Raw genomic sequence first — 19,213 nt, forward strand, 5'->3', positions numbered from 1 at the left:
GGATGTGAAACTAAATGGCTTCAGTTATAGATATTATGATACAAGCTCAAGACAGAGCTAGTAATACTTTCAGGAACACCTCAACAGAGGCTAGAAAGATGCAAGCTATCATAGGGGGTATCACGATAGGCGCTTCTGCAATGACTCCAGCTCTGTTAGGCGGACTCGGCGCAGTCGCTTCCCTGTTCGGTACTGCTGGGGTAGCTGCCGCAGGGTTCGGAGCACTGGCATATACCACGATAGGAAAGACTGTGGAGACCGCCAAACAACTGGAAGAAGCCCAGCTCAAGGCTAATGCAGCTTTGATCGCTGGGGACACTAAAGGATACGCTAAGCAGATGGCCCTCGTGCAGGCTATCATGGAAGACCTAACTGAGGAGGAAAAGAAAGCTGTAGTAGCTATGAACCAACTTAGTGATGCTTGGCGAGATATGGAAAACAAGATGGCTCCTACTACGTTAAGCCTCGTGGCTAACTCCACAGATTTCCTCCGTTTGACTATGACTAAATTGTTCCCTGCCTTCCAAGGAGTCGGACAGTCCTTCTCTAATATGATTGGCAAAATGAATGAAGGAATTACTCAAGGTAAAGCTGATAAGTTCTTCGAGCATATGAACACATTTGCAGTACCTATGTTTGAAAAGGTAATGATATCAGCAGGTAACATCCTTAAAGGATTAGGGGATATCATGATAGCCTTCACTCCACTAGGGATGCAGCTAGGGGATGGAATGGTTAGTTTGACTGATAAGTTCGCCAAGTGGGCTGCTGGTCTACAGAGTAATCCAGCTTTTCAGAACTTCGTTAAGCAAGTACAAGAAAGTACACCTGTCATTATGAATCTAATCGGACAATTAGTGTTAACTCTGTGGGATATTGTCCAAGCGTTATATCCTGTATCGTTGCAAGTCTTACAATTAACAGCAGACTTCTTACAGTGGGCGAGAGAGTCGGGTGCTTTAGATACCGTCTTAGGTCTTGTATCGGCAGCTATCAAGCTCGTAGCAGATAACGCTAATTGGTTAATACCTATAATAGCAGCAGCGTGGGTAGGTTTTAAAGCGTTCATGGGGGTTTCCGCTCTCGTAGGGATAATCAGTAGTGTAGTAGGTTCACTGAAAAACTTAATTACGTTCCTTAAGAACTCTCAAGCAGTTTTAACTTTATGTAGAACCGCAATGTTACTATTCAACGCTGCTCTGTGGGCTAACCCAATAACTTGGATAGTTGCTCTCATTGTAGGGTTAATCGCTGCAGGTGTCCTGCTCTATAAAAACTGGGATGAGGTTGTTAAGTTCTGCAAGCAGATGTGGGATGTGATGAAAAAACAGTGGGACGACGGAAAAGCTAAGATCATCAAAGCCTACGGCGAGATGGTTGACGGGGCTAAAAAATGGTGGGCTGAAACTAAGCAGAGTTGGAACCAAACAGTTGAGGACGCCAAAGCTAAAGCTCAGGAGATGAAAGACAAAGTAACTCAAAAATACGAGGAACTTAAGAGGGAAGCTGTACAGAAAATTGTAAGTTTAGTAATTGACGCAGCTCAGAAGTGGGAGCAAATGAAGACGGATGCTTCCAACAAGGCTGAAGAAATGAAAAATAAAGCTATCCAGAAATACGAGCAGATGAAAACGGATGCAGTTAACAAGCTTAACCAGATGGTAAATGACACTAAACAGAAGTTTAACGATATGGTTAGAGTTGCGGAGGATAAAGTTAGCTCGATGGGAAGAGCCGCTGTCAATATGATGAATGGATTCAAAGAAGGAATAGCTAACGGGTTTAACGATGCGGTGTACAAAGTTAGCAGCGGAATCCAAAGTATGGTGAGCCAGTTCACTGGGTTCTTTAGAACTTTCTACAACTCAGGTAAAGGTCTGCTTGGTTCATTCGTAAGTGGTATCACATCAGGCTTCGGAGACGCTGTATCAGCGGTCTCTAGAGGTATGTCTAACATCCGAGCTTACTTACCGTTTTCTCCTGCGAAGAAAGGTCCTCTATCAGACTTAGACAAGTCAGGTGAAGCATTCTTTCCTACTTGGTACAACGCAGCACTAACTCAGGTAGGTGCTATGGAGAGATCTATGGGTAGAGCCTTCGGAGGAGTTGCTAATCAAGCTGATGTTGCCTTAGCGGGTACAGGTTTAGAGGCGTTCACTGGAGGACGTAGCAAAATAGTAGTAGTGCATATCCACAAAGGCGAGGTAGATATCAATGGAGAGGACTTGAAAGCTAGTATCAACCAAGTATCTCGTGAGGTAGCTGATACTGCACAGACTGGATCAAGATTCGACTATGGAGGCCTTCAGCAGTCAATCAGAAAGTTTTAAGGTACACCCTACAGGATAACTAATGAGGTAGCTCGTTCTACCTCTAGGTTGCCTAGTGGAATAAACGAAGGGGAGAGACGGACGATGGTAAAGTATTTCACAGTAGCGGTAGCTTACAAGCATAATGAAGAACAATTCGAGGTTAACCACTACTTTAAAACTGAGGATGATATCCAGTTAGTAATGAAGCTGTATAGAGAAGTAAGTGAGAAAACCTACAGAGAAACTTTGGTTGAGGTTGATGGCGAACTAGGTGAGGTTACATCCTATGAGATTAGTGAGTTCGAATATAAGAGACACGCCCTAAGCAGGGAAGGTAAGAGAGATTTAAATATGAAGAAGTATAATCGGAGAGGGGTTAAATAAGGTGAGCTATTTCATTGTAACCATAAAGTATAAATCTGAGGGGAAACCTATGAGTGTACTAAGTACATATACTCTGGAGGTAATCCTAAGATGCACTCACGAGGCAGATTGAAGGAACCTATAAGAAAGCTCTCAGGAAGGTTTAGTACCCTTATTAGTGTAAAGCTAGAGAAGACCGCTGAGAAAGTCTACAGAGAAAACGTCTACTTAAATTAAATGAGAGAGGAAGATGACTAATGAAATGCATACTCAACTCGAGTACGATGCAGTATCCACAGAGGAGCGAGCTGAGTTACGTTTCCTTCAGTAATTGAATAGGGGAGAGGGTCATCTAATGAGAAAGAAATATACAGAGCTACCACGTTGAAAGAATCACGTTAGTATACGCAAAGGACGCCTTATATATCTTATTTGCTTTTGCTCTAGCAGGTGCTCTGTTCTATAGTTTGAAGGCTGTAGGGTTATTGCACGCTATCTCACTCTTAGGAGGGAATAGGTGAAGACTTATAAAGTTATAGTAGGTTATACTAATGAGAAGGGAAAAGACCATACAGAGAAGTTTGTCATTGTTTGAAAAGAGGATAACTGCCATAATTAGTATTAAATTGAGATAAGTTCTTTAAGAGAAAGACAAGAAAAGAATCTAAATTAAGTATTTTTTATGAGAAAGCGAGGGAAATAAGCTGGGGAAAATTCAAAGTTTCAATTATAGAATGAGGAAGATGAAAAAGGCTTGTCAAATAAAGTATTATAAAGTTGAAGGGAAGATGAAGTTTCCTCTAATCTATTCATTAAATAGCTTTATTAAATTTATAGAAATAGGAGTAGTTTTATTTATAACTTTGGCATTATTACAGCAATTAAAGATTTTAAATTTGGAATGGATAGGGAGTATTTTAAGTCGTTTACCTAATGTAAATCAAGAACTAAATCGACAATTTTTATTTTCACAAATAAGTGTTACGTTTATTATTTTGTCTTTATTTTCATTGATAATAAATCTGAAAAAGGAAAAAATTCTCGGAACATCTATTTATCAAATTGTATTTGCCAGATCTATCTTAGGGAACATTAAATTTATAAGTCTTTCTGTCTTTTTCTTCCTGTTTATAAATATTACGCTATATATTAATGATAGCTCTTCTAGTGCAATTTTATATGTGTTCTTAATTACTTTATCTTTATTAACTTTATTAATTATAAAAATCATTTTCTACTCTAATAGCCAAAAATTAAGTGCTAATAAGATTGTTAGTATATATAACCGAGAGAATACAAAGTTAGTATGTAAACCTAGAATAGTATGGAAGTCTGGGGTGCGTTTTTCAGAATATCTGTATAATTTAAATGAAGACACTATAGAAAAAATTCTTCGAGGAGATGTAGAATATAAAAGGAATCTTTATGTATATGAGAAAATCACTAATTTATCGTTGGTAAATCATAAATATAAGGTTCAAGAAAATTATACTGAGACTATATATGAATCTGATATTATTCTAATGTGGGTCACTGCAATTGAAGAGTTAATTAAAAAAGAATTATATACAGATTCAATTAATCAATATAATAAAATGATAGCTTTGTTTATTTCGCACGAAGTGTATTTATCTTCTGCTCAAATCAATCTACTTTTAAGAAAAATATTTATTAGGATTTCTGTTGCGGAAAGTAAAGTGGTTTTTGAACAGAATAAAGATATATTACTAAATTCCATAAGGTTCACAATGAAATATGGATATTTTAAATTAAATAATGATTTTTCTTACACACGGTTAGGAAAGTTAAAAGATATGTTATATTTATATCCTTTATATGGGGACTTTATGATTGATTATTATAATTTGATTGATAAAAATACAAAATTTGACGACTTAGAAAAATCAAAAAGAGTTTTTGAATATTTTGAGTCTCTTAGAATGATGTCCTTTGATATAGGAGATTATTTTACAAGGGATATAAAGTATTATGAGGTAGGTCGGGAACTTAAAAAATATAATGAAGAAGATCTATCTTTGATAGGGATGCCACTTAGTAATTTATTACTATTAATAATGCAAGAAAATAAGAAAGGGAGAGCGTTATACTTCTTAAATAACTATAATAACAATTCAATATACTTTGCTTGTTTGATAGTTGCTGCTAAGTTGGCAACCTTATATCTTCAAATAAAAGACAATGATAAAAGTAATAGAAAAATTGTCGAAGGTTACCTATTACTCGTGTTATCTAAATTACTTGAATTAGATAACAAAAAAGTAAAATATTATTGTTACGTTATAGAGCAAACGATTAATGATCATAGTATATATGGAGATATTTATTTTACGCAGGAAAATATAAAACTTTTAGGTGTTATTAAACAAACGATTATGATTAAAAAGAATAGAGTTGATATTAAGAATACATCTTTTTCTAACTGGAGATTAAGTGAAATAGTAAATCTTTTTTCTACTAGGTATAATAGTAATCTCCTCAAAAAGGAACAGGAAAAAGCAAATCGAGAATTTATTAATAAATTTGGTGTGTTGATAGATCTGTTGTAATTTATGGAAAGCATAGGGGTAAAGTAACGTTTTGTTGGGAAGAAAAGAAATCAATAAGCCTGATAATTTTTTTAAGGGATTCCTGCTAGGTTGTATTACAACTCGTGTTATGTTTCCTATAGAGGTGGCGACCTATTTCTAAGGGTTCTCACCTCTTTTGTTATGCCTCGAGAATCATAACTATAGGGTGGTCACTTTTTAGGGTGTAGCTTTATAGAGAGAATAAATAGGTGAGGGGGCGTATTGGTTTGTGTGAAGGTGGTACTAGGAGTTGAATCTTATACTGATTTCCAAAATAAATAAAGCAGAAGTTAATGTAGAGCGAGCATGAGTGTGGAAAAATAATTTCAATTATCATAATGTTAAGCCTGAGGAAGAACACAAAAGAGCCGACTCAATGAGAGCCAGCCCGAGGGGGAGTGGCATAGAGATTTTAGTTTCTTCCCCCTTAGTTATTATCTTTTCGATCCCACCCCAGTAGTTTACCCTTCTCGAATATCATTACTGCAAAGTCAATCTCACCAGTTTCCTCTCCGTCACCATCGTAGGTTACGTCTATGTAGCCGTTAGAGTTGGTGCGCTCTCCTTTTCCGCCCACCAGGTCTGCAACCTCTGAGAGTGTCATCCCTTCCTCTAGGGAGTTGTATTCTTCTTCGGAGATTGTAGAACTGTTGCAGGCACTCAGCAGGATAATGCTGGACAGGAAAACAACTATTCGCTTTTTCATTGACATTCCTCCTCAGTTATTTCGTTTAAAATAAAACTAAGAGTTTTAGAGATTTTGCCAGCTCGTAAGATAACTACATACGTAAGGTCTAGTTGGAATGTATCTACTGTGCAAACTTTATTAGTAATGCGAGATAGTGAGTCTTGGAAGTTGGATACTAGAGTATCGATCTCCTCCATAGCGATATCTAAATTAGTTGGTTGAATAGTATTTGTTGTCATAAAAAATCTCTCCCTTTAGTTTTTATTTGTTTACACGAGATAGGTCATGCTTACAGGTGTACAATCATGAGTGAAACGATGTAACCGACTGCGTAAAGAAAGCTTATGCTGCTGCCAGCTACTAAGGTTGATTTAACCCAATTTTTAAGTTTCAACTTATTCGCCTCCTGTGAGGTCGAACCTTTACAGCTATTCCTGCTCGTGATACCATAGGGAGGAAAGAGCCTTATAGGTTCGACTGAATTGCGTAGCCTTGTTCGGTATACTCGCCAAAGTATAACTACCGAGTAGGGCTATTTTGTTTTGTGTAGTTTTAGGTTAGTCAGTTAACTTCTTACCAGCATACATACGAGTTAACATTTTATCGATCTTATTAGCTTTATCTACAGTGTTGATCTTGTTGAGTTGATTAAAAGCTGTATAAAACCTCTTAGCATCCTCGATGGACTCCAGTTCGTAAAAGTCTTTGACTTTACCGTAAAACTTTTGTTGCTTACTTTCCAATTGCCATGTTCACCCCATTCCCTGAGTGGCTTAATTACATATTAATTAAAAGTTCTAGAACCGTCAATATTTTTTTTAAAATTTTTTTTAAATCCCTTTCTTTGCCTCACAGTTTATCCTTACAGCCAATTATGTTAGCTACCTCTTTTTGGTTACCAAAGAAAGCTCGAATAAGTGTAAAACTCTTTAGAGTTCGTACAAGCTCATTACAAATGGTATAACTTGTTTAGGTGCAAACATAAGGGTACTAATAAAACTCCGCACAGGAGAATCTGGAGATTTTTTTATGGAGTGATTCGAAAATGGAGATGTTATTTTACATCATATGGCATTCAATCGAGCATATACCTAATCAGTTGCCTGCTCTGCAGGTACAACCTACTCAGGACTATCCTAAATTGGATAATCGTACAAGAACCAGATGCAATGCCACCCTAGTAACCAATCGGGCATAGCTAAATAGAGATACCTCCTGTGTTAAAGAGCTATAGGACAACAACCAGATAGGAGGGATTATTACCTACAGTAATGCTACTGAAGAAAGTTGAAAAGTTTGCACTTAAGAGATCGCTGAGCAGTAGATAATTTCTGAGCCAGAACTCCATAGAAGTAACCATTGAAATCACGTACACGTTTAGCCTTGCTAGCAAGCACACTAGCTCGTAAACCTGAGATGGCCACCTCTGCAGTATCAACTAGATCAGGTGCATACTTTCGAGCAGCCAATTGAACACGACTCCACAGTTTGTACACCTTAGTTGCATCAAAGTAGGAGATAGCCAAGCTAGCGAACTCAGTAGGAACACCAGCAGCTACTAAGTGGTCTATGCCTAACTCGTTTACGTATGTATTATCTTTAGAGATTTTAGTTTTGTAAGTAATTGTATCTGTATGAGACGGAGACTTCTCAGTGCACTCAGGAGTAGGCTCTACAGCTTCCTCGCAAGGTGACTTAGCGAGGTGACTCTCATAGGGATTGATTACTGTTATTGAAGCGCTATAGCCACCTTTAATAGGCTTAAATTGGTTGATGCGAGTAATGATTCCTAGCTCAGATAAACCCTTAAGAGCACGCTGTATAGTGCGTTTAGAGTATCCCGTGAGGTTAGCTAAAGAGTCTACTTTAAGGTAGCTGACTCCTATGAATTTGCATGAGTAACAAGCAAGCTTCCATAGTACTGTGTATTCTGACTCTTTAAGTTTGTACACTGACAGGTATTCACTAATAGAATTGTCCATCTCATTAATTGAATTAAAAGATTGATATTTTCGTAGTTCCTTCATATTGTATATTCTCCTTAATAGGAGCTACTTGCAGAGTGTATCTTAGGGTAGTACAATATAAGCAAATAGCTCCATAGTTATTTTGTGAAAGAGTCCTGTCTGGCCGCCAAACTAGAGCAGGGCTCTTTTGTGTTTACTTATAGGTCGAACCTATTGAGTGGGTTATACTTATCGTTGGATTCAGCTAACGAGTTACCGAAAGCATGTAGGTAAACCTCAGTAGTTCTTATCTGGGAGTGATGCATCAGCTTACTCAAGGTGTATATGTCCATGCCAGCTCTTAAACAGTTACTCGCATAGGTATGTCTAAACATGTGAGCTGTAGTTTTGAATCCCATACGAACTGACAGCCTGGTGAACATTAACTTGACAGCATTCACTGTGAGTGGGTTACCTCTGTGGTCATTAAACAGATGAGCAGGCAACTTAATGTAGTACTTCTCGCAGAATAATCTCCACTCGTACAACTCCCGAGCCACCTTATCTGTTAATGGAGTAGACAGGCTCTTGCGATTCTTCCCAAAGATAGTGATAGTTTTATTGAGTAGATCCACAGAATCCCACCTCATTGATACCAGCTCGCCTAGTCTTATGCCTGTACCAGCGAGGACGACTATTACGGTATGACCTCTGTAGCTATACAACGTATTTTCTCGAGAGCGCATCCTCCTGTAGTATCTAAGCATCTGCTTTATTTGTTCATCGGAGTACACCTTGATAGTCTTGTCCGTCTTTGCAGGCTTAATTTTGTTAGTGGGATTGCTACGGATCTCTATAACGTCCTCATCTTCTAGGTACCTAAAGAATGTCTTCAAGTGCTGGAGTTTACCATTGCGAGTAACTACAGCGTTTCCTCTCTCCTTGGAACAGTAGAGGAGGTAGCTCTTTATAACCTGTGGAGTAATATCCTCGATGTTAATGATTTCCTTCTCGGTAGTGAGCCAGTGAGAAAACTCATTGAGTGTATCTCCGTAGCTCTGTATGGTCCTAGGAGCTAGCCCACTGAGTTCTTTATCTTCTAGGTAATCCTTAATCATAAATCTGAGTAGTGCCATTTAGTTTCCTCCTTGAGTACGCACAAAAAGACCACTTCCATAGGCTACTTGTGAGTAACCTAGAAAGTGGTCTCTTGTGAGAATATTGTTTCTGTCATAGATAACCATTCAGTTCAACCTTGTGAGGCTTGTCCTGCCTCGGTAGCTTCAACTCGCCTGTTTAACCATGGCAGATAATGAATTTTCAGCGGAAGTTGAGGCGGATGCGATGATTGCACCGTCTTTTTCAATATAATATGTACGTCCTGTATTTGTATCGATAGCTTGCCTTAACATTTTTTCAGATTCATTTGCAGTCGGGAATTCAGCGATGCCACTTCGTAATTTCATAATTCGTTCTATATCATCGAGTGAGGCAAGTTTAATTGTTTCATGAATTGGTGTGCTAGGTAAGTTGTTGTCATCTTGGCATTCGCAAAAATACATTTCATTTTTGGCGCCTAGTTGTACACTTGGAGTAGTTTCAAATCTTTCTACAATAGTTGACTTGCCAGAGAGTTTAAGCGGCTTATATGCGGAAAGAAGTGCCTCATAGTCAGTAACCACAAACTCTTCTTTACTATACGGTATAAATGTATCGTGAAAGCGAAGTAAAATCGATTTTAATGTTCCGTTCTCTTCAAATACTCCCCATAATTCTTGAAAATCTGTATCATAACCGAAAGCTTCAATATCTCCAATAATAAATAAGTTAATGGCTGCTTCTTCTTTTAGGTAAGCGAATACTTGTTCATGATCTTTCTTTGTTAATTTTCGCATCATAACGAATCGACCTCTTTTTTTATTTTTCTAAATATTACAACTTAAGTTTTTTGAAATCAATATAAAATTTTATGTTTAGTTCACAAACTTTCGGAAAAACTAGGAAAGATATGACAAAGGAGGTTATGAACGGTGGATCATCCAATTCAAGGGTTAATGAAAGCAGCAATGGAAAATTTAAAAGAAATGGTCGATGTGAATACGATTGTTGGGGAGCCTGTTCAAACGGCTGACGGTGGTGTGGTGTTAACGGTTTCTAAAGTAGCGTTCGGTTTTGGAGCAGGAGGTTCTGATTTCCAAACGAATGATGGACAAAGAGCGAACGGTAACCCTGCATTTGGTGGCGGTAGCGCGGGTGGTGTTTCTATTACACCAGTAGCATTTCTTGTGGTGAATAAAGATGGAGTAAATATTCTTCATTTACAAAATGCGACACATTTAGCAGAAAAAATGATTGAATTAGCTCCACAAACAATTGATAAAATTCAATCGATGTTCCAAAAAGATGAAAAGAAAGAGGGAAATCATCATCCTCAAAACCCGGATGAAATCCTTTAAAAACGCCTGCTTATGAGCAGGCGTTTTTTCTTGTAATCACTATGTAATAAAACACATGAAATTGTAAATAGTTTTTGAAGTTTTTTCTATGTTTCTAAAATTTTTCATGTTAAAATATGCTATAGAATTGAAACATATAAAACGAAGGTGGCTAGGTGCTTTGTCTGGAGGATCTGACCAAGTAAAGAATATGATATATATTAATGGTAATCGTCGAGGTCATTGTTTTATTACATCAGGAATTACGTTTAAAGAGTTTGCAAGTAACATCCCTTCACCGCTTCATCAAGTTTTGCTTTTGAAGCATAACTTTGAATGGACGGATTTTCATTATCATACTTTATTTGAATATGTTGAGGAAGAAAATATACATAAGCTAATTCAAGCAGAGATTGATGAATTTGATGAATTTTGTTGGGTAGATTTTGATGATGCAAGCGATTTAGATGAATTAGAGCCAAAAGAAATTGCAGAACTGTTATATTTGGCTCACAAAAAAGAACCACTTGCAAGAACATTCTTTCCGTTGTTGAAAAATAGATTTGTTTATTTTTCACATGATGACGGTTGGTACAACAAAGTATATTACCGTAGAATTGCTGATTTTGTTGGAATGTTAAGTAAAGTCATTCCTTATAAACTCGGTGCTTTCGGTAAGAAACGTTTTTCTTTCTTCCAAAAATCAAAAATTTTCCCAGCAATTTCAAAAGAAGTGATTATGGGGCTTATTCCATTAATGGAAGATGGTCTTTATATTGATTTAGCAGGGAAAATTGAGTCAAGAAGAGGTCTTGAAATTCCGGTATATGTAGTTGGTTCGTATGAAAGTACGGATGAGGTACTAGATAATATCGATGAATTGAAAGAGGAAGCAACAGAAACAGGTTGGCTCATTTTTGATAAGAAAGAACAAGAGTGGCAATGGGTTGTTGACTAAGAAAACTTGGCGCATGAAGTCAAGTTTTCTTGTCATTTGAAAGGAGAACAAATGAAGAAATATTATACAATTGTGGGTATTGTAAGTATTATTCTCGTGGCGATATTGCTTATTACGTGTCCGAAAGAATCAGATTTTAATTCGTATGTAGAGGATAAGTATGCGTTGAAATGTGATGAGAGTAGTTTTGAATGCACACAAAATGTAGATGGTAAAAAAGAAAAGCTACAATTTGAAAGTACAGATGCACGAAATGGTGTATTCTTTATGACTGTAAAGCAAACGTTTAAAACAGAAGCTGGTGTTACGAAAGAATATAGCGGAGTAGGGATGTTTGGTACATTTCTTTTTGTTTCAGAAAAGACTTTCTAGTAATAGAAGGTCTTTTTTTTATGCTTATGTTCATATAGATGAAGTAAGACAAGCATAGGAGGGGTAGTGATGAAGAATACATGCATCGTTTGCGGTGGTGAGGAGTTTTTTTCCTCAACGTTGTACGCTCGTACGAAACAAGATTGGGCATATGCGCCAAACATGTATCGATTTGAAAAAGTATTTATTGAACATAGGGATGAAGAGAATTATCCGGTCTTTCAAGAAATTACAGCAAAGCACTGTTGTGGATGCGGTCATATTATGTTGTATCATGAATGAACACACCAAGTATAACTTGGTGTGTTTTTTTAAAACGCTGACAAAGCAAGCGGATAGAGTAAAGTAAATAAAACAGAAAAACTACCAAAACCAATTGCTGTATATCCAAGTGTTCTTGCTCCGAAATTAACAGCTAATAAACCAACTAAAATCGCAAGAGAACCAAGTGTAACTGGATAAAAAGCAATTGAGAATAACGAAAGAAATAATGCGACATAGCCTATCATTGCTCCGGTATTTGTACCTTCTATTTCATTTGCAATTTCTTTGCGCTCATGTCTAATTGGAATGCCGGCTGGAGATATTTCAGCTGCATACTCTTCATTTTTTTCACCACTTTTAAAATGATGATTTCTCTTTCTTCGCATGTACATCCCTCTCTTTCAATTGGGTGTATCTATAGTATCTTTCAAAATGAGAAGAGCATGAGTATGAGTTAAACCCAAGTAAAGCAAAAAATGGAGAAAATAGATTTCGTTGTTATCTTACTTATCCCGCTATTTGCGGGCAGTAAAACTTCTATTTCAAAATTCGACTAGAGTAAAGAAGTTATGTAGGAGCCGGGTTGCCTGTAAAAGCTCGATTGGTGTGGGCTAATAATCAGTGGGAACGAATAAAACCGCCACTAATTAAAGTTTCACTCTATCTCCTTATGAAGATAAACAGGGATTTTGGAAAATGATGTAGAATGAATTGAATGATAATACGTGAAGGTAGGGGAATGTATGACGAAATTCAATTGGCATGAATCAGCAGAGAAGAAGTGGGATAGTAGTGCGGAATATTGGAATCAAAATAGTCAGGAAATGTGGGATAGCGGGAGCAGGAGTACAATTATTCCATTTTTTGAACAGTACGTGGAGAAAGAAGCTCAAGTGTTAGATGTTGGCTGTGGTGATGGATACGGTACATATAAATTAAGTCGCGTTGGCTATAAAGCAGTTGGAGTAGATTTATCGGAAATTATGATTCAAAAAGGTAAAGAACGTGGGGAAGATTCAAATTTATCTTTTGTGAAAGGAGATCTTTCCGCTTTACCATTTGAAAATGAACAATTTAAAGCGATTATGGCCATTAACTCTTTAGAATGGACTGAGAATCCATTACAAGCATTAAATGAAATAAAACGTGTTTTAAAGAAAGATGGATACGCATGTATTGCAATTTTAGGACCGACAGCAAAGCCTCGAGAGAACAGTTATCCTCGTTTATACGGCAAAGACGTTGTTTGTAATACGATGATGCCTTGGGAATTTGAACAGTTAGCGAAAGAACAAGGTTTTGAAGTTGTAGATGGCATTGGTGTATATAAGCGCGGAGTAAATGAAAAGATGCTAGGTCAACTACCTACAGAGTTACAACAATCCTTAACATTCTTATGGGTATTTATGTTAAAAAACGTATAAAGAAATGAAAGAATTTTTAGGAGGTAAATAAGTGCAGAAAATACAAAAAACTGATACAATATCATCAGAACCAATTAAAGGGGGACTAGGGTATATGACAACTACTACAACAGTTAAATCCGATATTGAAATCGCACAAGAAGCGAGTATGAAGAAGATTCAAGAAATTGCAGCTGACTTAAATATTTTAGAAGATGAATTAGAGCCATACGGGCATTATAAAGGTAAGTTATCTCTTGATATTTTTAAGCGCTTACAGGATGAGAAAGACGGTAAAGTTGTTTTAGTAACAGCGATTAACCCAACTCCAGCTGGAGAAGGTAAATCAACAGTAACAGTTGGTTTAGGTCAAGCTTTTAATAAAATTGGTAAGAAAACAGTAATTGCACTTCGCGAACCATCTCTTGGACCAACGATGGGACTAAAAGGCGGAGCAGCAGGTGGTGGTTTTTCACAGGTTGTACCAATGGAAGACATTAACCTTCACTTTACTGGAGATATTCACGCAATTACAACTGCGAATAACGCGTTAGCGGCGTTTATTGATAATCATATCCAACAAGGAAACACACTTGGAATTGATACGCGTAAAATCGTTTGGAAACGCTGTGTTGACTTAAATGATCGTGCCCTTCGTAACGTCGTAATTGGTCTTGGTGGACCAGTTCAAGGTGTACCACGTGAAGACGGTTTTGATATTACAGTAGCATCTGAAATTATGGCCGTATTCTGTCTTGCAACAGATATTCAAGATTTAAAAGCACGTTTATCTCGCATCGTAGTTGCTTATAACTTTGCAAATCAACCTGTAACGGTTAAAGATTTAGGTGTAGAAGGTGCGTTAACATTACTACTAAAAGACGCATTAAAACCAAACTTAGTACAAACGTTAGAAAATACACCAGCTATCATTCATGGCGGACCATTTGCGAATATCGCTCACGGTTGTAACAGTGTTATCGCTACAACAATGGCAGCAAAATTAGGTGATTATGTTATTACAGAAGCTGGATTCGGCGCAGATTTAGGCGCAGAGAAGTTTTTAGATATTAAAGCTCGTGCAGCTGGCATTAAACCAGAAGCAGTTGTTATTGTTGCGACTATTCGTGCGCTTAAAATGCATGGCGGCATAGCAAAAGATCGATTAAAAGAAGAAAATGTAGATGCATTAGCAAAAGGTATGGAGAACTTACAGAAGCATGTTGAAACAATTCAAAGCTTCGGTGTACCTTTCGTAATTGCAATTAATAAATTCATTACAGATACAGATGCAGAAGTTACATACTTACAAGAATGGTGCAATGAGCGTGGCTATGCAGTATCCTTAACAGAAGTTTGGGAGAAGGGTGGCCAAGGTGGAGTTGACCTTGCTGAAAAAGTACTAAAAGAGATCGAAAAAGGTGGAAATAACTACGCGCCACTTTATGAATTAGAATTACCATTAGAAGAAAAAATTCGTACAATTGCTCAAAAAGTATATGGCGCAAAAGATATTGATTTTGCTCCGAAAGCACGTAAGCAATTAGCTCAATACGAAGGAGAAGGTTGGAGTAACCTACCAATTTGTATGGCGAAAACACAATACTCTCTTTCTGACGATGCAACAAAGTTAGGTCGTCCATCTGACTTTATCGTAACAATTCGTGAATTAAAACCATCTATCGGTGCAGGGTTTATCGTTGCATTAACAGGAACAATGTTAACTATGCCAGGTCTTCCAAAACAACCAGCAGCACTGCAAATGGATGTAAATGAAGATGGAAAAGCAGTAGGTTTATTCTAAAAGGTTGTAATTCATCTCGTTTATCTGTAAACTATATATACATCAAGTGGCGCCTTTCCATCGAAAGGCGCCTGTTTTTTGGAGGAAATTATGTTTGATCCAACTGCTTTTGACAATTTAAAAGTAATCGTAGAAGGTGCTGTTTATGATTTTGACTTACATGGTGATATTCTTGTAACAGATCGAAAAGATATGATGGACCTTGCTTCATTAAGTCGTATATATCATATCTCGTTTCAGTTAACAGAACCGTTCGAACCATTAGTAGAAGCGACATTTTCATTATCTGTGGATGCAAAGAACTTGTCTGGTGAAATACTAGAAGTGCCTCAGTTTACACCAGGATGTGAAATGAAGTTAGCATTTTCATTCCCGATAGAACAGCCAGAAGGAGTATGCGAAGAAATTGAAACTTTCATGCGTTCTATATGGGGAAAAGAAAGAATGATTATGCAAAAAGTTTCATACGAATATAATAAGCAAGCGATTTCATATCATAATAAGGTAGAGGTTCTATTTCAAAAAGCGATTACAGAAGACCATGTTGATGATTTAATAGCTGTTATTTCACACATGATAGAAACGGTGCGAACAATACAGCATTTTCTTCAAAAATAGAGATAAAGGAGAAAAACAAATGATAAAAGATATGCAACCATTTTTACAACAAGCTTGGGAGAAGGCTGGTTTTAAAGAATTAACTGAAATTCAAAAACAAGCGATTCCAACTATTTTAGAAGGACAAGACGTTATAGCTGAATCTCCAACTGGAACAGGAAAAACATTAGCGTACTTATTACCACTTTTACATAAAATTAATCCTGAAGTAAAACAGCCACAAGTTGTTATTTTAGCTCCAACGCGTGAACTTGTCATGCAAATTCATGAAGAGGTTCAAAAATTTACAGCAGGAACTGATATTTCAGGTGCATCTTTAATTGGTGGTGCAGATATTAAGCGCCAAGTGGAAAAATTGAAGAAACACCCGAAAGTAATTGTTGGTTCACCAGGACGTATTTTAGAATTAATTCGTATGAAAAAGCTAAAGATGCATGAAGTGAAAACGATTGTATTTGATGAGTTCGATCAAATAGTGAAACAAAAGATGATGGGTGCTGCACAGGATGTAATTAAATCAACGATGCGCGATCGTCAATTAGTATTCTTCTCAGCGACAATGACAAAAGCAGCAGAAGATGCAGCACGTGATTTAGCAGTTGAACCACAATTAGTACGTGTAACACGTGCAGAGTCAAAAAGCTTAGTTGAGCATACGTATATCATTTGTGAGCGACGCGAAAAAAATGATTACGTAAGAAGAATTATGCATATGGGCGATGTAAAAGCAGTTGCTTTCTTAAATGACCCATTCCGTTTAGATGAAATTACTCAGAAATTGAAATTCCGTAAAATGAAAGCAGCAGCTCTTCATGCAGAGGCAAGTAAGCAAGAACGTGAAGCGACGATGCGTGCTTTCCGCGGCGGAAAATTAGAAATTCTACTTGCTACTGATATTGCAGCACGTGGAATAGATATTGATGATTTAACACATGTAATTCATTTAGAGTTACCTGACACTGTAGACCAATACATTCACCGCTCAGGACGTACTGGACGTATGGGCAAAGAAGGAACGGTCGTGTCTCTTGTAACAGAACAAGAAGAGCGTAAATTACTTCAATTTGCGAAAAAATTAGGTATTGTGTTTACGAAGCAAGAAATGTTCAACGGATCATTTGTAGAAACGAAACCGAAAGCACCGAAGAAAAAGAAACCAGCATTTACTGGGAAGAAAAAGCCTAGATAAATAATGGGAAAGACGTAACTATTTGTAGTTACGTCTTATTTTGTTCATTGGTAAAGTAGTGAACGAGTAAGTCGATAAATTTTGTAAAGAAGTACATATCAACTCAAAAGGAATAACAATAGCACTTGTAGAAACCTACATAGAATATAAAAACCATTAGGAGGAATACAAATGATTCATAAAGTCGGACAAATTATGTTATATGTAAATAATCAAGATGAGGCAGTAAATTTTTGGACGGAAAAGGTAGGGTTTCATGTAGTAGCAGAGGAAGATAACAAGCAAGGGATGAGATGGATTGAAATCGCTCCAACTCAAGATGCAGAAACGAGTATCATACTACATAATAAAGAAGTTATTTCGAAAATGAGCCCAGAATTGAATCTTGGTACACCATCCTTAATGTTCTTCTCAGAAAATCTTGATCAATTATATACAGATTTAACAAATAAAAAAGTTACAGTTGGCGAAATGGTAACTATGCCTTCTGGTAAAGTGTTTAACTTTGCTGATAGTGAAGGGAATTATTTTGCGGTTATGGAAAAGAACAAATAATGATGTTATGGAAAAATCCCCCTCGTATAAAATGAGGGGGATTAAATATTTGAAGTGGACTTTTTATTCGACAGTTGTTCGATATAAAAAGCGCCTTTCTCAATAGCGGTTTCAATATAACCGACAATTTGATTAAACGTGAACACCTGTAATTCTTCATGCAAATGTTGCTCTGGATACAACATATCTTCAAAAAGGTATGTTCGAAAAGCTAAAACATTTTCTTTAGAAACTTCTGTGATATCCACAATGTGAGCCTCTTGATTAAGAAGAGAGAATAGCTGTCGTTCTTTGTCGTAATGATGAAGCAACTTTGCATTTAACAATTTAAAATCGTTATAGTACATAGGTGCGATAGTTTCGTCATTTTCTATTCGATTTTTTAGCCAAGGTAGAAAAAAGCCTTGTAGCCAATTATCGTCGGCAATGAGGTGGGTGTAATAGCCTAAAATAAATGGGGAATCTATATATTCTTCATATTTATGAATAAATGAATCATAATCTATTCTTCTCGTATAGTTCTTCGTTGTACCGGCATAAAAATGTGAGGTGCCTTTTTCTTTTTTTGAATGAACAGCATCAGGGGCTACAGCTCCAAGTAAGAAAGAAGTTTTATCTTGAATACATAGTTTCTCAGCAATACCGTTAGCGATAATCACATGCATAATTCTTGATCCCATGAATGTCACCTCTGTTTCAAGTATTCATTTCAGGAAGAGGACTGAACGTTTAGTATTACTTTCCCTGTACTTTTTCTACTTTCGACCCATTCATGTGCTTTCCCTGCATCTATAAAGGGAAAAGATTTTGTAGCCTTAATTTGCAAACTTCCATCACGCAAATAACGGAAAACTTCATTTGCAGTTTCTTGGAGTAATTCAGGACGTTTTTTCCGTGTAGTGCCGAAGCTGAATCCGAGTATAGAACGGCAACTTGCGTGTAAGTCTTTCGTTTTGAAATTGCCAATTTCACCGCTCGCATTGCCGAAATGAACGAGGCGTCCGTAATAAGCAAGACATTTTAAACTTCTTTCCGAAACCGTTCCAGAAATAGAATCTAAAATTACATCAACCCCTTCGCCATTTGTCAGCTCATTGACCTTCTCTACAAAATCTTCATCTTGATGACATATAACACAATCAGCTCCAGCGTCTAAAGCAATTTCTTTTTTTGCTTCACTTCCGACAGTACCGATAACTTTTTCAGCCCCTAATAGTTTTGCAAGTTGAATAGCAGTAGTGCCAATTCCGCCAGCAGCTGCATGAATGAGTACAGATTCACCTTGTTGAAGCCTTGCAACATTTGCGAGTAAATTATAGCTTGTAAAAGATATGATAGGGCAAGCGGCTGCAGTTTGGAAATTAACTTCATTAGGTAAAACGAAAGTAAGGTTTTCATTTGCAACAATATATTCTGCGTAAGATCCATTTTGAGGAAAAGCAATGACACGCTGTCCAGGATGAATATTTTTAACTTGAGAACCGACTCGTTCTACAATACCAGTGGCATCTATCCCTGGAATAAAAGGGAATGTTTTATTTCCTTTTTTGCCATAACGTGATTTAATATCGGCAAAATTAACACTAGTAGCAACAACAAGAATTAACACCTGATTGTCTGAAATAGTCGGCATATCCACATCAGTATATTTCATCACTTCCGGACCACCGAACGACGTTACAACGATAGCTTTCATCATATATCCTCCTAAATTTGAC

General features: G+C 37.0%; 20 protein-coding genes and 1 pseudogene. 12 read left to right on the top strand and 9 right to left on the bottom strand.

Annotation, left to right across the window (positions count from 1 at the left end):
* The first annotated feature begins 14 nt into the window (after positions 1-14).
* From ACS2MN_RS01150 to ACS2MN_RS01160, 3 genes are all read left to right on the top strand, one after another.
* Positions 15-2,330 carry a hypothetical protein gene (locus ACS2MN_RS01150; RefSeq protein WP_346994278.1) on the top strand — a complete coding sequence of 772 codons (2,316 nt, stop codon included), beginning with the start codon at positions 15-17 and terminating at the stop codon, positions 2,328-2,330.
* A gap of 84 nt (positions 2,331-2,414) precedes the next feature.
* Complete coding sequence (locus ACS2MN_RS01155; RefSeq protein ID WP_346994277.1) at positions 2,415-2,696, top strand: hypothetical protein; 282 nt, start codon at positions 2,415-2,417, stop codon at positions 2,694-2,696.
* Between the two features lie 722 nt (positions 2,697-3,418).
* Positions 3,419-5,242, top strand: a complete 1,824-nt coding sequence (locus ACS2MN_RS01160; protein ID WP_346994275.1) for a hypothetical protein — start codon at positions 3,419-3,421, stop codon at positions 5,240-5,242.
* 448 nt (positions 5,243-5,690) lie between these two features.
* Here ACS2MN_RS01160 and ACS2MN_RS01165 read toward each other — a convergent pair whose 3' ends face one another.
* The 6 genes and pseudogenes from ACS2MN_RS01165 to ACS2MN_RS01190 all read right to left on the bottom strand — a co-directional run.
* Positions 5,691-5,969: a hypothetical protein gene (locus tag ACS2MN_RS01165; protein WP_346994274.1), complete on the bottom strand. Its 279-nt coding sequence runs from the start codon at positions 5,967-5,969 to the stop codon at positions 5,691-5,693.
* Entirely contained in the window at positions 5,966-6,190 is a 225-nt protein-coding gene (locus tag ACS2MN_RS01170; RefSeq protein ID WP_346994273.1) for a hypothetical protein, read from the bottom strand. Before ACS2MN_RS01170 ends, ACS2MN_RS01165 begins: the two co-directional genes overlap by 4 nt.
* A 318-nt stretch (positions 6,191-6,508) precedes the next feature.
* Entirely contained in the window at positions 6,509-6,694 is a 186-nt protein-coding gene (locus tag ACS2MN_RS01175) for a hypothetical protein (RefSeq protein ID WP_000444252.1), read from the bottom strand.
* A gap of 531 nt (positions 6,695-7,225) precedes the next feature.
* Complete coding sequence (locus ACS2MN_RS01180) at positions 7,226-7,978, bottom strand: helix-turn-helix domain-containing protein (protein WP_346994272.1); 753 nt, start codon at positions 7,976-7,978, stop codon at positions 7,226-7,228.
* 137 nt (positions 7,979-8,115) lie between these two features.
* Positions 8,116-9,033, bottom strand: coding sequence for a tyrosine-type recombinase/integrase (locus ACS2MN_RS01185; protein ID WP_438894648.1), 918 nt, complete (start codon positions 9,031-9,033; stop codon positions 8,116-8,118).
* Positions 9,034-9,195: 162 nt separating this feature from the next.
* Positions 9,196-9,795 (bottom strand): annotated as a pseudogene (locus ACS2MN_RS01190) (GNAT family N-acetyltransferase); the annotation flags it as partial.
* 132 nt (positions 9,796-9,927) lie between these two features.
* Between ACS2MN_RS01190 and ytfJ the strand changes: the two are divergent.
* From ytfJ to ACS2MN_RS01210, 4 genes are all read left to right on the top strand, one after another.
* Positions 9,928-10,353, top strand: a complete 426-nt coding sequence (gene ytfJ, locus ACS2MN_RS01195) for a GerW family sporulation protein (RefSeq protein WP_000349987.1) — start codon at positions 9,928-9,930, stop codon at positions 10,351-10,353.
* A 160-nt stretch (positions 10,354-10,513) separates the two neighbouring features.
* Positions 10,514-11,290: an oxalate:formate antiporter gene (locus ACS2MN_RS01200; RefSeq protein ID WP_000014090.1), complete on the top strand. Its 777-nt coding sequence runs from the start codon at positions 10,514-10,516 to the stop codon at positions 11,288-11,290.
* A 51-nt stretch (positions 11,291-11,341) separates the two neighbouring features.
* Entirely contained in the window at positions 11,342-11,662 is a 321-nt protein-coding gene (locus ACS2MN_RS01205; RefSeq protein ID WP_000761187.1) for a hypothetical protein, read from the top strand.
* A gap of 69 nt (positions 11,663-11,731) precedes the next feature.
* Positions 11,732-11,944, top strand: a complete 213-nt coding sequence (locus ACS2MN_RS01210) for a hypothetical protein (protein ID WP_000798747.1) — start codon at positions 11,732-11,734, stop codon at positions 11,942-11,944.
* A 29-nt stretch (positions 11,945-11,973) separates the two neighbouring features.
* Here ACS2MN_RS01210 and ACS2MN_RS01215 read toward each other — a convergent pair whose 3' ends face one another.
* The gene (locus tag ACS2MN_RS01215; protein ID WP_001253195.1) at positions 11,974-12,312 is read right to left on the bottom strand and encodes a hypothetical protein; all 339 of its coding nucleotides are present in this window, start codon (positions 12,310-12,312) and stop codon (positions 11,974-11,976) included.
* Positions 12,313-12,669: 357 nt separating this feature from the next.
* On the opposite strand from ACS2MN_RS01215, the gene ACS2MN_RS01220 reads away from it, so the two are divergent.
* The 5 genes from ACS2MN_RS01220 to ACS2MN_RS01240 all read left to right on the top strand — a co-directional run bounded on the left by ACS2MN_RS01220 (position 12,670) and on the right by ACS2MN_RS01240 (position 17,495).
* Entirely contained in the window at positions 12,670-13,350 is a 681-nt protein-coding gene (locus tag ACS2MN_RS01220; RefSeq protein ID WP_000160055.1) for a class I SAM-dependent methyltransferase, read from the top strand.
* Between the two features lie 94 nt (positions 13,351-13,444).
* A complete protein-coding gene (locus ACS2MN_RS01225; RefSeq protein WP_088056086.1) occupies positions 13,445-15,133 on the top strand; it encodes a formate--tetrahydrofolate ligase in 1,689 nt (562 codons plus the stop codon).
* Between the two features lie 90 nt (positions 15,134-15,223).
* Positions 15,224-15,751 carry a hypothetical protein gene (locus tag ACS2MN_RS01230; RefSeq protein WP_000460213.1) on the top strand — a complete coding sequence of 176 codons (528 nt, stop codon included), beginning with the start codon at positions 15,224-15,226 and terminating at the stop codon, positions 15,749-15,751.
* Between the two features lie 19 nt (positions 15,752-15,770).
* Positions 15,771-16,940, top strand: a complete 1,170-nt coding sequence (locus ACS2MN_RS01235; protein ID WP_000588603.1) for a DEAD/DEAH box helicase — start codon at positions 15,771-15,773, stop codon at positions 16,938-16,940.
* Between the two features lie 171 nt (positions 16,941-17,111).
* Entirely contained in the window at positions 17,112-17,495 is a 384-nt protein-coding gene (locus ACS2MN_RS01240) for a VOC family protein (RefSeq protein WP_000581483.1), read from the top strand.
* Between the two features lie 41 nt (positions 17,496-17,536).
* Here ACS2MN_RS01240 and ACS2MN_RS01245 read toward each other — a convergent pair whose 3' ends face one another.
* Together ACS2MN_RS01245 and ACS2MN_RS01250 are read right to left on the bottom strand one after the other, a co-directional pair.
* Positions 17,537-18,175 (bottom strand): zinc dependent phospholipase C family protein, encoded by a 639-nt coding sequence (locus ACS2MN_RS01245; RefSeq protein ID WP_346994269.1) that lies wholly within the window; start codon positions 18,173-18,175, stop codon positions 17,537-17,539.
* 29 nt (positions 18,176-18,204) lie between these two features.
* Positions 18,205-19,191: a quinone oxidoreductase family protein gene (locus ACS2MN_RS01250; protein WP_346994267.1), complete on the bottom strand. Its 987-nt coding sequence runs from the start codon at positions 19,189-19,191 to the stop codon at positions 18,205-18,207.
* Between the last annotated feature and the right edge of the window lie 22 nt (positions 19,192-19,213).

Origin of the sequence: Bacillus cereus group sp. BceL062 (genome assembly GCF_051780025.1) — a bacterium.
Lineage (GTDB): Bacteria > Bacillota > Bacilli > Bacillales > Bacillaceae_G > Bacillus_A > Bacillus_A toyonensis.